A 14188-nucleotide genomic window follows, 5' to 3' on the forward strand; every position below is an offset into this window, starting at 1 on the left:
AACACCACCCCCCACTCCCGGGGGGCACGGCCCCGGGGGGAGGGGGCGATCGACGTCGGGTGGGTGTGCGCCCAAGCCGGGGGGGGGGGGGGGGGGGGGGGGCGCCCCCCGGGGGGCCCCCCCCCCGCCCGTCGAAGGAAAACCCTGTGCCGGTCAGCCGATGAGACGCGTCGCGTACGGCATGATCTCGCCGTAGCGCACCGACGTCACGTGCACGACCGTCCCGGACTCCTGCGCCTCGATCATCTGCCCGCCACCGAGGTACAGCGCGACGTGGTGGACGTTGCCCGGGTAGCCCCAGAACAGCATGTCGCCGCGGCGCATCTGGGAAATCGGGACCTGGCGCCCCGAGGTGTACTGGTAGCCGCTGTAGTGCACCAGCGAGCGCACCCCGGCGAACGCGTAGATCATCAGGCCCGAGCAGTCGAAGCCGATCTTGTTGTAGTCGCCGTAGGCGTCGGCCACCCCGCCGTCGCGGATCCCGTAGGTCGGGCCGCTCGCGTTGCCACCACCCCAGGCGTAGGGCAGGCCCAGCTTGGACATCGCCCGCGCGATCACGGCCTCGACCGTCGCGCCCGCCGGCGCCGACGGACCCGGATCGCGCCACGCGCCGCCGCCTCCGCCGCTGTTGCCATTGCCCGAGTTGCGCAGCGCGGCCTGCCGGGCCCGTTCCTCTTCCTCGCGCGCCTTCTGCGCACGCCAGTCCTCGTAACGCTGACGCTGTCCCTGGAGGCCGTCGACCTTCTGCTGCGCGGCGAAAAGCTGTTGCTCCACATCGGACTTCTGCGCCTCGAGCTGGCCGTTCTGCGCGGCCTGGTTCCGCCGTGCCTCGACGGCGGTCGCCTGCGCGGCGTCCGCGCCCGCCTTCGCCTGCTGCGCGGCGGCCTGTTTCTGCTGGGCGACGTCGAGTGCCTTGCGGGCGGCGGCGTCCTTGTTGGACTTCTCCGTCTGCGCCTGCTGCAACGCCTCCAGCGCGTTCAGCCGCTTGCCGCCGACCGCTTCCAGCAGCTGCGCCCGCGAGAGCATGTCCTTGGGGCTGTTCGAACCGAGGTAGGCCGACACCGATCCGATCGTGCTGCCCTGCTCGAAGCTCGCGGTGGCGAACGTCTTCAGATCGGCGCGTGCCTTCTCGATGGCGCCGGCGGCCGCGTCGGCCTCGACCCGCGCGTTCTTCGCGTCACGATCGGCCTGCGAGGCGGCGTCCTGCGCGGCTTCCATGTCCACGCGCGCCTTGTTCGCCAGCTCCTGCTTCGACTCGAGGTCGCTCTGCAGCTGGGTGAGCCGCTGCTCGGCCTGCGCCAGCTGGTTGGTGAGCTTGCCGACCTCGCCGGCCTTGGCATTGGCCGCGGCCTTGCCCGCGTCGATCTCCGAATCGCTCGGATTCGGCGGCGGTGGCGGCGCCGCGGCGCCCACCCCGGTGACCCCGAGCAGGATCGCCAGCCCGAACGCGCCGACGGCCAGCCCTCTCCGGACCCCGTCCCGCTCGCCCCGCCGGATCGGCACGATCCGCCACCTCCCAGTCGGTCACACACCGGTCATAGACACCCGATGCCCCTGCTGTCACATCATTATCAGAAGCACCATCAGAAACTTACACACCGTAGGCAACAAATCCCCACATCGGGTGACCCCTGCGGCCAGGTGTGTCCGCCCGGCCCGCGTCACAGGCGTGTCGTCTTGAAGTGAAAACAGGACGCGCGTACTGTTTGAGGGGACGGACGAGGTGTGCCATCCCGCATCCGGACCTACGGTGGGGGTGCGCAAGACTCGCTCCCGGTCGCCCCGACGGCCTGGAGAACACACCGAACTGACCCGGGACGGACGTCGTAACGGCGCGAGTCCATGCCACTGGAGTTAGACGTGACTGCACCTGCCAGCAAGGACAGCTTCGGCGCCAAAGACACGCTGAAGGTGGGCGACGCCTCCTACGAGGTGTTCCGCCTGAACAAGGTCGAGGGCTCGCAGCGCCTGCCCTACAGCCTGAAGATCCTGCTCGAGAACCTGCTGCGCACCGAGGACGGCGCGAACATCACCGCCGACCACATCCGCGCGCTCGGCGGCTGGGACCCCAGCGCCGATCCGTCGATCGAGATCCAGTTCACGCCCGCCCGCGTGATCATGCAGGACTTCACCGGCGTGCCGTGCGTCGTCGACCTCGCCACCATGCGCGAGGCGGTCACCGACCTCGGCGGCGACCCGGACAAGGTCAACCCCCTCGCGCCCGCCGAGCTGGTCATCGACCACTCGGTCATCATCGACGTGTTCGGCCGCGCCGACGCCTTCGAGCGCAACGTCGAGATCGAGTACGAGCGCAACCGCGAGCGTTACCAGTTCCTGCGCTGGGGCCAGGGCGCCTTCGACGAGTTCAAGGTCGTCCCGCCGGGCACCGGCATCGTGCACCAGGTCAACATCGAGCACCTCGCGCGCACGGTGATGTCCCGCAACGGGCAGGCCTACCCCGACTCCTGCGTCGGCACCGACTCGCACACCACGATGGTCAACGGCCTCGGGGTGCTGGGCTGGGGCGTCGGCGGCATCGAGGCCGAGGCCGCCATGCTGGGCCAGCCGGTGTCGATGCTCATCCCGCGCGTCGTCGGCTTCAAGCTGACCGGCGAGATCCCGGCCGGGGTCACCGCGACCGACGTCGTGCTGACGATCACCGAGATGCTGCGCCGCCACGGCGTGGTCGGCAAGTTCGTCGAGTTCTACGGCGAGAGCGTCGCCCAGGTGCCGCTGGCCAACCGCGCCACCATCGGCAACATGAGCCCCGAATTCGGCTCCACCGCGGCGATCTTCCCGATCGACGAGGAGACCGTCCGCTACCTGAAGCTGACCGGCCGGTCCGAGGAGCAGGTCGCGCTCGTCGAGGCGTACGCCAAGGAGCAGGGCCTCTGGCACGACCCGTCGCACGAGCCGTCGTACTCCGAGTACCTCGAGCTGGATCTGTCCACTGTGGTCCCGTCCATCGCCGGCCCGAAGCGCCCGCAGGACCGCATCGAGCTGTCGGACGCGAAGTCGTCGTTCCGCAAGTCGATCCACGACTACGTGGACGGCGAGCAGGAAACCCCGCACACCAAGGTCGACGAGGCCGTCGAGGAGTCGTTCCCGGCCTCCGACCCGGCCGCCCTGTCCTTCAAGGACGAGGACGCCGTCGACATCCAGTCGGCGGCCAACGGCGGCAACGGCCGCCCGTCGAAGCCGGTCAAGGTGTCCAGCGCCGACCGCGGCGAGTTCATCCTCGACCACGGCGCCGTCGTGATCGCCTCGATCACCTCGTGCACCAACACGTCCAACCCGTCGGTCATGCTCGGCGCCGCGCTGCTCGCCCGCAACGCCGTCGAGAAGGGCCTCTCGGTCAAGCCGTGGGTCAAGACGTCGATGGCGCCCGGCTCGCAGGTCGTCACCGACTACTACACCAAGGCCAACCTCTGGCCGTATCTGGAGAAGCTGGGCTATCACCTGGTCGGCTACGGCTGCACCACCTGCATCGGCAACTCCGGCCCGCTGTCGGACGAGATCTCCGCCGCGATCCAGGAGAACGACCTCACCGCCGTCTCGGTGCTGTCGGGCAACCGGAACTTCGAGGGCCGGATCAACCCGGACGTCAAGATGAACTACCTGGCGTCGCCGCCGCTGGTCATCGCCTACGCGCTCGCCGGGACGATGGACTTCGACTTCGCCACCCAGCCGCTCGGCCAGGACACCGACGGCAACGACGTCTTCCTGAAGGACATCTGGCCGTCGGCGCAGGAGATCCAGGAGACCATCGACTACGCGATCACGCAGGAGATGTTCACCAAGGACTACGCGGACGTCTTCGACGGCGGCGAGCGCTGGAAGTCGCTGCCCACCCCGGAGGGCAAGACCTTCGAGTGGGACGCGAAGTCCACCTACGTCCGGAAGCCCCCGTACTTCGAGGGCATGGCCGCCGAGCCCGCCCCCGTCACCGACATCTCCGGTGCGCGGGTGCTGGCGAAGCTGGGCGACTCGGTCACCACCGACCACATCTCCCCCGCCGGCGCGATCAAGCCGGGCACCCCGGCCGCGCAGTACCTGGTCGAGCACGGCATCGAGCGCAAGGACTTCAACTCCTACGGTTCCCGGCGCGGGAACCACGAGGTGATGATCCGCGGCACCTTCGCCAACATCCGGCTGCGCAACCAGCTGCTGGACGACGTGCAGGGCGGCTACACCCGCGACTTCACGCAGGAAGGCGCGCCGCAGGCGTTCATCTACGACGCGGCCCAGAACTACGCCGCCGCCGGAACGCCGCTGGTCGTCCTGGGCGGCAAGGAGTACGGCTCGGGCTCGTCCCGCGACTGGGCGGCCAAGGGCACCTCGCTGCTGGGCGTCCGCGCGGTCATCACCGAGTCGTTCGAGCGGATCCACCGCTCGAACCTCATCGGCATGGGCGTCATCCCGCTGCAGTTCCCCCCACGCGAGTCGGCCGCGTCGCTGAAGCTCGACGGCACGGAGACGTTCGACATCTCCGGCATCACGAAGCTGAACGAGGGCGAGACCCCGCGGACCGTGCATGTCACCGCCACGAAGGCCGACGGCACCAAGGTGGAGTTCGACGCCGACGTCCGCATCGACACCCCGGGTGAGGCGGACTACTACCGCAACGGCGGCATCCTGCAGTACGTGCTGCGCAAGATGACCCGTTCCTGACCCTTTCGGGCGGAGTTCGCCGGAGGCCCCCTTTCCCGCGCAGGAAAGGGGGCCTCCGTTTTTTGCTGGTGGCTAGGGTGAACACCGATTCGCCGAGCTGCTCACCGGGTTCCTTTCCCGGTGATCACGCCGCGACCAGGACCTCCCAGCGAACGCTGCTGACGGAGGGCTCCAGCGACAGCCGGGACACCGCGGACTCCATCTGCGCGTCGTCACGCTGGTCGCCGATCAGCTCGGCACGCACCTCGACGGCGTGGTCGTCCGGCCGGTCCGTGCTGAGCACCGAGAGCAGCCGGAAGTCGGTGCGGGTCAAGGCCTGCACCAGCAGTGCGCGGACGTGTGCCTCGTCGTCGTCCCGGGTGACGGCCTGGAAGGTGTAGTGCGCGGGGGTTTCGCCGCCGGTGTCGGGACGGCGGTCCACCGCCCGGCCGAGCGCGCGCAGCAGGATGTTGACCGCGACGACCACGACGGTCCCCGCCACCGCGACGCTGTACAGTCCCGCTCCGGCCAACGCGCCGACCGCGGCCGAGCACCACAACGTCGCCGCCGTGTTGAGCCCGCGGACGCTCAGCCCGTCGCGCAGGATGACCCCCGCGCCCAGGAAACCGATGCCGGACACGATCTGCGCGGCGACGCGGGTCGGGTCGGCGTCACCGCTGGTGGACAGCCCGCCGAACCCGTGCGCGGACAGCAGCACGAACAACGTCGCGCCGACCGCGACCAGCGCGTTGGTGCGCAGCCCCGCCATCCTGGCGCGGTACTGCCGCTCGAACCCGATGACCGCGCCGAGCCCGACGCCCGTGCCGACCCTGAGCAGCATTTCGAAGGTGTTCATCATGATCCCGGCTCTTTTCTGGCGTGCGTACACAAGGCCAGACAGGGAGAAGGGCCGGAGAAACCCCGTGCGCGCTCAGCGCCCGTGCGGTGCCGAGGTGACGGCGCCCGGGATCCGTCCGGTCGTCTCAGGACTGTCTTCCGGCATGTGCCGCTCACCTCGCTTCCGTACTTGTTCGGCTGGTGAAACCTCGGCCACTATACCGGCACGGCCGTATCACGCCGGTGACGCGTGGTGATCATCACGTCGCGCTCACGACCGGCACCGCACCGACGACGAGGTCAGTTACGCGCGTGCTCCGCGAGGCTTGCGATCGAACAGCGCCGCGCCCGCCATCAGCACCGCCTGCCCGATGACCCGGTCGACGCGGCCCGACCGCCACGACGTCCGCAGCAGGCCGCGATGCGCGGCGAGGTGCAGCCGGAGGTCGTCGTGCCCGAGTTCGTGCGCCCGCCCGAAATGCCGGTAGGCCGACCGCCAGTCCTTGCGCGCCAACGCTTCCCGCCCCGCGTCCATTTCGTCCGCGTACGTCTCCATCGCTCCCCCTACAATCCGCGGACGAGCAGATCGAACGCCTCGTCGATCAGCTCGTCGAGTGGCCGCTCACCGTGGCGAGCCTGGTTTTCCGCCGCCTGCAACGCCGCGAACGACGCGCCGACGAGCATCCCGGGATACAGGTCCTGCGCGGGATCAGTCCCGCGCCGCGCGGCGATCTCGGCGCTCAGCGCGGCGATGGCCGCGTCGACCTCACCGAGCCGCATCCGGGAGAACAGCTCGGGATGCCGCTCGTACAACTGCTGCAACAGTTCCCATTCCGCGGCGAGATGCGCGAAATCGGCCGCCGCGGCCATCACCCTGATCACCACCCGCATCGATTCGGCGGGCGCTTCCCCGACCGGCCTCGCCTTGAGTTCGCCGAGAATCTCCTCGGCCGTCCACTGGTGCGGCTCGATCGAGAACGCGTCGTCCTTGGCGCGGAAGTAGTTGAAGAACGTCCGCGGCGAGATGTCGGCGGCCTTGCTGATCATCTCGACGGTGACGGCGTCCGGCCCGTGTTCGAGCGCCAGCCGGACGGCGACCGACCGGATCGCCGCCCGCTTGGCCACACGGCGACGTTCCAGTCGCCCCTCCGACCCCGCCATGCTTTGCATACTATGCAGCTTTTGCAGACCCTGCAAGTTCTGCAGGGCCTGCAAAACGAGGTCCGCTTTCGACTAGCCCGTGACCGCACCGCTCTGCGGATCGAGCTTCACCGGCTTCGCCTTCGGGGCCGAGAAGTCGAACATGCCGTTGAGCGAGCCGGCCTGTTCGTCGAACGAGGCGTCCCCGATGCGGCCGACCGACCAGTTGTCCTCGATGAACTTCAGCACCGACGTCTGGTCGGTCAGCGTGTGGTCGACGTGGTTCACCTTGCTGTAGGGCGAGATCACCAGCAGCGGCAGCCGCGGGCCGTAGCCGCACCGGTCGGAGTACCCACCCAGCTTGACGGGCTGCGACGTGCACATCGGCGAGTCCTGGGCCGGGTCGTTCGAGCCGTTGACGATCTTCGAAGCGACGTGGTCGTACCAGCCGTCCGAATCGTCGTAGGCCAGCACGATCGCGGTCGAGGCCCACTGCGGCGACTGCTGGATCTTGGTGACCTCGGCGGCCACGAAGGCCTGTTCGTCCAGCGGGTCCGAGTAACCGGCGTGACCGTCCTGATAGGACGGAGCCTTGAGGAAGCTCACCGACGGCATGTTCCCCGCGGCCAGCGCGGCGTCGAAGTCGGCCGTGTCGTACTGGTGGTTGGCCTGGTCGGTCGCCCCGATCGCGGCCACCGAACTCGGCGGCAGGTGCTTCGGGTTCGCCGTGGACTTGTAGTACTGGAACGGTTCGTGGTGCGGGCTGTAGTCCACAACGGACTGACCGCCGACGTTCTTGTGCTTCGCGTCGCACGCCGCGTAGTCGCCGTTCTTCCCGGTCGGCTTGAAGCCGCCCTGGAACCAGCCCCAGGACAGGTTCTTCGCGTTGAGCAGGTCGCCGATGGTGCGGCCCTGCATCGCGGCGAGATTGTCCTTGGCGGTGTGGTTCTTGTTCGAGCAGTCGTCGAACGCCGGGTCCGGGTCCTCGATCATCGTGCCGAGGCCGCTCGCGTTCGGCGAGACCGCCGTCTTCGGATCGGTCTTCGGCGCGCCGGTGGCCGGGTCGACCGGCTGCGCCCCGTGGGTCTGGCCCGAGATCAGGTTCACCGCGCCGGGACTGGACGGGCCGAACACCGTGTTGAACGAGTTGTCGTTCAGCGCGTAGTGCTGGGCGTAGTTCCACATCGCGGTGACGGTGTTGCCGTCGTAGTAGTCCATTACCAGGCCGGGCTCACCGAACAGCACCGGCTGCCCGGTGCACTTGTCCTTCTCGGTGTTCTCGACGAACTTGTCCATCTTGCCGCCGTTGAAGGCGGCCTGTTCCTTGTTGTAGTCGTGGTCCTGGTCGCAGGTCATCGCCTGCGAGCGCGACAGCCGTTTCGGGTTGTACGCGTTCGGGTTGTGCGTCAGCAGGTCCTGGCTGAGCCCGTTGACCTGCGGCGTGTTCGGCGCCGCGGTGAACGGGGTGCCCTCGTTGTTCGCCGCGTTCGGATAGGTCCCGAAGTAGTGGTCGAACGAGATGTTCTCCCCGAAGATCACCACGACGTGCTTGATCGGCGTCGCGGTCGCCGCCGCGTCGGCGCTCACGGCCTGCCCGGGAGCGGGCTTCGGCCCGCTCGACGAGTCCTGGCCGCCACTCGAACACGCTCCCGCGGCCAGTACCACGGCGGCCGCCAGCGCGCCCGCCGCGAGCACGCGCCCGCCTGCCCTTGCTTTCACAGTGTGTCCCTTTCCTATGCGAGCAACGCTCGCCCGTAGTGATCGTCCGGACCGGTGACGCCCGGAAGCGCGAAGAAGTACCCGCCGCCGAACGGCGAGACGTAGTCCACCAGCGGCTCCCCGGCCAGGCGTTGCTGCACGGCTTCGAACTGCCGCTCGAGATCACGCTGGTAGCAGGTGAAGATCAGCCCCATGTCGAGGTTCCCGTTGCCGTCGACACCGCGGTCGTAGTTCACCGAGCGGCGCAGGATCCGGCTCGCGTCGGTGTCCGCAGACCGCGGGTTCGCGAGCCGGATGTGGCTGGTCAGCGGGATCACCGTGCCGACGGGGTCCTCGGCGAACCGCGGGACGTCCGTCTCGGTGACGCCGTCGAGCGGGGCGCCGGTGTCCCGGCGGCGGCCGATCATGTTCTCCTGCTCCGACAGGGAAATCCGGTCCCAGAACTCCACGAGCATCCGGATCAGCCGGATCACCTGGTAGGTCCCGCCGGTCGTCCAGGCGGGCTCGCCCGGCGCGGGGGTCCACACGAGACCGTCCAGTTCGGACGCCGCGGGATTGGCGATCCCGTCCTTGAAGCCCAGCAGGTTCCGCGGCGTGCCGTCCGGGCGGGGCGGCGAGCTGAAGCCGTCGATCTTCCAGCGCACCTGCATCCCGCCCCGGGTGGCGCGGGCGATGTCCCGCAGGGCGTGCAGCACCGTGTCACTGTCCTCGGCGGACAGGGTCAGGCTCAGATCGCCGTGACACCACGCTGCCTCCAGCGCGTCGTCGGGGAACGTCGGCATCGGCTTCAGCTTCGCCGGTTTCCGGTCCGCCAGGCCGTATCTGCCGTCGAAGAGCGACGCGCCGACGCCGACGATCGTGGCGAGCTGCCCGGCCGGGATCTCCGGCCCGAGTACCCCGGAGTCGGACGGCGGCCCGGTGATGCCGAGCGCGGCGGGCGCTCCCCCGGTCGTCAGGAACCGCGCCCGGTCGGTCAGCGCGCGCAGCAGATCCATCAGCTCGGCCCGGTTCTGTGCGATGACGTCGAACGACGCGACGACGCTCCGCCGAGCGGGCTGCGCGAGGATCGAGGCCTGCCGCGGTCCGTGGAACGAGACCCCGCCGGCGGCGTGCGCGCTGGACGTCAAGCCGGTGGCCAGCCCGGCACCGGCACCCGCGGCCATCGCGCCACGCAGGAAACTCCGGCGGCGCAGGTTCACCGGATCCTCCTCGGCTCGGCGATCGCCGCGACCGGCGCGAGCAGTTCGGTCAGCTGGCTCACGCTGCCGTTGACCCGCTGCCGCAGCGCCGGATCGAGCTGTCCCACCGGCGTCCACGATCCGTCCGGACGCCGCGCCGACTCCAGCGTCCGCTTCGTCCTGTCCAGCCAGGTATCCACAGTGGACAGACCAGGGAACCGGGTGACCAGCAGCGGGCGCAGTACGTCGAGCACCGCCCTCGTGCCGTCCACATTGGCCACCGCGGTCGCCAGCGAGGTGCCGCTGCCGAAGTCGGCGCGGCCGGTGAGCTCGAACTGCAGGGTGTTCTCCATGATCTCGTGGGCCCGCAGGCCGAGGTCGTTCTGGTCGATCTGGGCGTCGCCGAACCCGTCGCGCAGCGCGCCGGCGTCCTCGGCCAGCCGGTCGGCGACGGCCGCCAGCGCGGGCATCGCTTCACCGTGCCAGAGCCCGTTTTCCAGCCGGTGGAAGCCGGTGAAACCCGGGTCGGCCGTGCCGCCGGGCAGCCCGGTGGCACGGCCGTTGATGGCCTTGTCGGAATCGCCGAAGGCGTTGTAGGCCGCCCCCAGCCGTTCATAGGTCAGATGCGCGGTGAGCCAGGCCGTCTCGCTCCTGGCCCGGTCTCCACTGTGGACGGCTGTCTTCAGTGCCGCCACGTCGGCGACCAGCCTGCCGAGGCCTTCGAGCACATAGCCGTGGTACGCCTTGACCGGGCCGAGCAGATCCGCGTCGGTCACCGGGACCACAGCGGGGCCGGGCCGCGCGACGCCGCCGGAAACCCGCACCGTGGGCCCGACGAAGGCCGAGCTTCCGTCGGGTACACAGCGGAACGCGTAGCCGCCGTCGCCGAGATTGACCGGCAGGGCGCGAGTCGTGCCGGGACCGAGCCCGTCGATCTCGCCGAACACGGTCCCGGTCGCCGGGTCGATGAGTTCGACCTCGGTGCTCGCCGCCCCGCTGTTGTGCACCTGGAGGGTCTGCGGCCCCGGCTTCGGCGTCGTCCAGCCGGCACCGCACGTGGAGCGCGAGACCTCGATCGCGGCCCCGGCCGCGGCCGGGGTGGCCTGCTCCCCCGGCCAGGTCACGGCGACCACGGCGCCACCCGCCACCAGGACCACCCCCAGCGCGCCCGCCCACCGGGCGCGCACCGAACGCAGCACGCGCGTTCTCCCCTCTCGTGAACGATTCGCGCTCACCTTCACGCACCGCGTGTCTCGCTGGCAAGCCGAGTTCCGGCTATGCGCCGAACACGGCGGATAGTCCGGTTCGGCGGCCACCGGAACGTCAGCGGCGAGACCCGGAAAGTTCACCCGGAAGGATCATGCGAACGCCGGAAGGACGCCTTCGATGTGTCGGGGACACCGAAGACGTCCTTCCTGGGGGACGGCCACGACCGGGGGAGGTCAGCCCTTCGCCGTGGCGGTCGTCTGGAACGGCTGGGTGTTCGGCTGGAACACCTGGCCCGCCGCCGGGACCTTCAGATCGATCAGGTAGTCGGCCGTGGCCTTGTCCACGCCGAGCGACTTGCCGAGGATGCAGTGCCCGAACGCGTCGACCGACAGCAGCCGGGCGTTGCCGAGCTCGTTCGCCATCCGCTTCGCGAACAGATACTGCGTCGCCGGGTCGTAGTAGTTCCCGACCACGACCACCGGGTTCTCGGTCTGGACCTGCCACGGGCCGCGGTAGACGTCCGGGTGCTTGGCGGGCCACACCGGGCAGGCGGCGACGTCGGAGAAGATCTGGTAGCGGCCGAACGTCGGCGACTCCCGCTCCCACTGCGCCGCGAGCCCCGGCACCTTGTCCTGCTTGATGGTGATCTTCTTGTCGGAGCAGTTCACCCCGAAGTACGAGTCGTCACCGGTGTAGGGGCTGTCCGGGTCGAGATCGGCCAGGCCGTTCTTGCCCGGCGCGAGCACGTCGAGCTTGAGCGTCCGCGCCGACTGGGCCTGCGCGGTGGCGGCCGCCGCCGGGTGGATCACGTCGTACAGGCTCTGCAATTCCTGGGCCAGCGCGGGGAAGCCGGCCGGCCGGTACAGCGTGCTCGAGACGCTGCTGGTGAACTGGCTGATGTCGATCGACCCGCCGCCGGGCAGCTTGATCGGCTGCTGACGCAGGTAATCGCGCAGCTCGTCGAACTTCGCCCTCGGGGTACCGGAGCTGAACGCGCACTTCGGCCCGGACTGCGCACAGCGGGTCAGGAACGCGTCGAGCGAGATCTCGAACCCACGGGCCCGTTCGCGGTCGTACTGCACGCCGTCACTGGTGCGCAGCGCCGGATCGACGTTGCCGTCGATGACGATCGCCCGGCTCTGCTTCGGGAACATCGCGGCGTACGTGGACCCGATCAGGGTGCCGTAGGAGAAACCGACGTAGGTCAGCTTCTGATCACCGACCGCCGCACGCAGCTTGTCGAGGTCCCGCACCACGTCCTTGGTGGACATGTGGTCGAGCAGCGCGCCCGAGTTGTTCTTGCAGAACTGCCCGAGGTCGCGGTAGGAAGCCAGCGTGCTGGAGATCTCCGCGCGGCTCAGCGGCACGCCGACCTGGGCGCTGTTCACCTCCTCGGCGTCCTCCTGCGTGGTGAAGCAGCGCAGCGGGTTGCTCTGGCCGACCCCGCGCGGGTCGAAGCCGATGAGGTCGAAGCGGTCGACGACCTGCGGCTGGAAGTAGCCCGTGCCGCTGATCGGCATCCGCAGCCCGGAACCGCCGGGCCCACCGGGGTTCAGGAACAACGACCCGACCCGCTTGTCCGGCGTGCGCGCCGCGCGCTTCAGCAGGGCGATGTCGATCGTGCCCAGCGAGGCGTCGTCGTGGTCGATCGGGACGCGGTACCGGGCGCAGCTGTAGAACTTCGTCTGGTCGGCGGGCACCCCGCGCAGGGTGTCGGCCGAACAAGCACCCCAGTCGACCGGTTTCGTCGCTCCCACCTGCGCTGCCGGAATGCCTCCGGCCGGCGCCGCGGCCGCTGTACCGGACATCCCGGTCAGCGCCGCACCGGCCACGAGCGCCCCCACCAGTGCGACCGCGCGCACCCGGCTCTTCGCGGAACTCGGCAAAACTTCTCCTCCCATAAGGTCGCGCTGGCGCCGCGCACGTACGGCGTCACCGCGCGTCACAGGGGTGAGACTGGCACAAACCGGCGAATCCCGTCACCGGCCGAAAGGATGGTGGGAGGCTATCGACCTGAACGAGTTAACACGAAAATGGGCAACGGGCGACCGGCGGCAACCCGCTCCATTTCGTAGCCGGGCCAGAACCGCAGCAGTTCCCGCCACATCCGGGAGTACTCCTCGCCGTCGAGCTCCTTCGCCGTGACCGCGACCGCCTTTCCGGCGATCGCGATCTCGGCGTCGGGGCACGACCGCAGGTTCAACGTCCACGCCGGGTCGTTCGGGCGGCCCCAGTTCGACCCGGTGAGCACGAACCGGTCGCCGTCCGGGTAGTAGAGCAGGTTGGTGCTGCGGGGCAGCCCGCTCTTCCGCCCGGTCGTGGTGAGCCGCAGCGACGGCAGCCCCGCCAGCGCCACCAGGCTGACCCGGCCCTTGAAGGCCCGGTGCAGCTTCTTGTCGGCCCAGATGATCCCGCCCGCGAGCTTCATCACCCAGGGTTTCGTGCCGAGCACGCGAGCGAACGCCGCAAGAGGATTAGCCACGTACGGATCTTGCCAGGCTCACCCCGAACCGCTGCTGTGAGTCCGTCCACCATTGCTCGACGGCGAACCCCGCGGCCCCGAGTTCGGCTTCGACGCCGCCGGGCCGGAACTTGGCCGAGATCTCGGTGCGGATGTGCTCGCCCTCGGCGAACTCGACGGCCAGCCCGGCACCGGGAATTTCGACCGTCTGCCGTTTGCGTGACCGCAGCCGCATCTCGATCCACTCGTTTTCGGCGTCCCAGTACGAGACGTGCTCGAACGCGTCCGGGTCGAAATCCGCGCCAAGCCGGGCGTTGATCACCCGCAGCACGTTCCGGTTGAACTCGGCGGTGACCCCGGCCGCGTCGTCGTAGGCGCGTTCGAGGACGCCGGCGTCCTTCACCAGGTCCGTCCCGAGCAGGAGCCACTCCCCCTCGTCCAGCACGTCCCGCACGGAGCGCAGGAACGCGGCGCGTTCGGCGGGCAGGAAGTTCCCGATCGTGCCGCCGAGGAAGGCCACGACCCGGGGCTGGCCGCCGGGAAGCCGGTCGAGGTGCTGGGTGAAGTCGCCGACCACGCCGCGTACGTCGAGCTTCGGGTAGTCCGCGGAGATCGCGGCCGTGGCCTCGGCCAGCGCGGATTCCGAGACGTCCAGCGGGACGAACGCCTCCAGCGTGCCGTGCCCGGCGAACGCGTCGAGCAGCAGCCGGGTCTTCTCGCTCGAACCGGAGCCCAGCTCGACGAGGGTGTGCGCCCCGGTGAGCTCGGCGATGTCACCGGCCCGCGTGGCGAGCACCTCCCGCTCGCTGCGGGTCGGATAGTACTCGGGCAGCGCCGTGATCTTCTCGAACAGATCGCTGCCGTCGGCGTCGTAGAACCACTTGGGGGGCAACCATTTCTGCCCGGCGGTCAGGCCTGCGCGGACGTGCGCCCCGCGGTGCGCCGGGGCGGGCCCCCGGGGGCGGGGGGGGTGCCGAATCCCGGGGGGTAAAAA

11 protein-coding genes are annotated in these 14188 nt (G+C 69.6%); 1 reads left to right on the forward strand and 10 read right to left on the reverse strand.

Annotated elements, in window-relative coordinates:
• Positions 1-153: 153 nt before the first annotated feature.
• Positions 154-1503, reverse strand: a complete 1350-nt coding sequence (locus ACFWX1_RS06995) for an NlpC/P60 family protein (protein ID WP_378384663.1) — start codon at positions 1501-1503, stop codon at positions 154-156.
• Positions 1504-1842: 339 nt separating this feature from the next.
• On the opposite strand from ACFWX1_RS06995, the gene acnA reads away from it, so the two are divergent.
• The gene (gene acnA, locus ACFWX1_RS07000) at positions 1843-4671 is read left to right on the forward strand and encodes an aconitate hydratase AcnA (RefSeq protein ID WP_378384664.1); all 2829 of its coding nucleotides are present in this window, start codon (positions 1843-1845) and stop codon (positions 4669-4671) included.
• A 124-nt stretch (positions 4672-4795) separates the two neighbouring features.
• Here acnA and ACFWX1_RS07005 read toward each other — a convergent pair whose 3' ends face one another.
• The 9 genes from ACFWX1_RS07005 to egtD form a co-directional block, all read right to left on the reverse strand.
• Positions 4796-5506, reverse strand: a complete 711-nt coding sequence (locus tag ACFWX1_RS07005) for an MgtC/SapB family protein (protein ID WP_378384795.1) — start codon at positions 5504-5506, stop codon at positions 4796-4798.
• Positions 5507-5791: 285 nt separating this feature from the next.
• Complete coding sequence (locus ACFWX1_RS07010; RefSeq protein ID WP_378384666.1) at positions 5792-6043, reverse strand: DUF3703 domain-containing protein; 252 nt, start codon at positions 6041-6043, stop codon at positions 5792-5794.
• Positions 6044-6051: 8 nt separating this feature from the next.
• Positions 6052-6648 carry a TetR/AcrR family transcriptional regulator gene (locus tag ACFWX1_RS07015; RefSeq protein ID WP_378384668.1) on the reverse strand — a complete coding sequence of 199 codons (597 nt, stop codon included), beginning with the start codon at positions 6646-6648 and terminating at the stop codon, positions 6052-6054.
• Between the two features lie 72 nt (positions 6649-6720).
• Entirely contained in the window at positions 6721-8346 is a 1626-nt protein-coding gene (locus ACFWX1_RS07020; protein WP_378384669.1) for a phospholipase C, read from the reverse strand.
• Between the two features lie 14 nt (positions 8347-8360).
• Positions 8361-9509, reverse strand: coding sequence for a Dyp-type peroxidase (locus ACFWX1_RS07025; RefSeq protein WP_378384797.1), 1149 nt, complete (start codon positions 9507-9509; stop codon positions 8361-8363).
• 32 nt (positions 9510-9541) lie between these two features.
• Positions 9542-10723, reverse strand: a complete 1182-nt coding sequence (locus ACFWX1_RS07030; RefSeq protein ID WP_378384671.1) for an EfeM/EfeO family lipoprotein — start codon at positions 10721-10723, stop codon at positions 9542-9544.
• Positions 10724-10966: 243 nt separating this feature from the next.
• Entirely contained in the window at positions 10967-12595 is a 1629-nt protein-coding gene (locus tag ACFWX1_RS07035; protein WP_378384799.1) for an alpha/beta hydrolase, read from the reverse strand.
• A 143-nt stretch (positions 12596-12738) separates the two neighbouring features.
• On the reverse strand, positions 12739-13215 hold the full coding sequence (locus ACFWX1_RS07040; RefSeq protein WP_378384673.1) for a nitroreductase family deazaflavin-dependent oxidoreductase: 477 nt from the start codon (positions 13213-13215) through the stop codon (positions 12739-12741).
• Complete coding sequence (gene egtD, locus ACFWX1_RS07045) at positions 13208-14173, reverse strand: L-histidine N(alpha)-methyltransferase (protein ID WP_378384801.1); 966 nt, start codon at positions 14171-14173, stop codon at positions 13208-13210. Before egtD ends, ACFWX1_RS07040 begins: the two co-directional genes overlap by 8 nt.
• Positions 14174-14188: the final 15 nt, after the last annotated feature.

It is taken from the genome of Amycolatopsis sp. NPDC059021 (assembly GCF_042739895.1).
In the GTDB taxonomy this organism is placed as follows: Bacteria; Actinomycetota; Actinomycetes; order Mycobacteriales; family Pseudonocardiaceae; genus Amycolatopsis.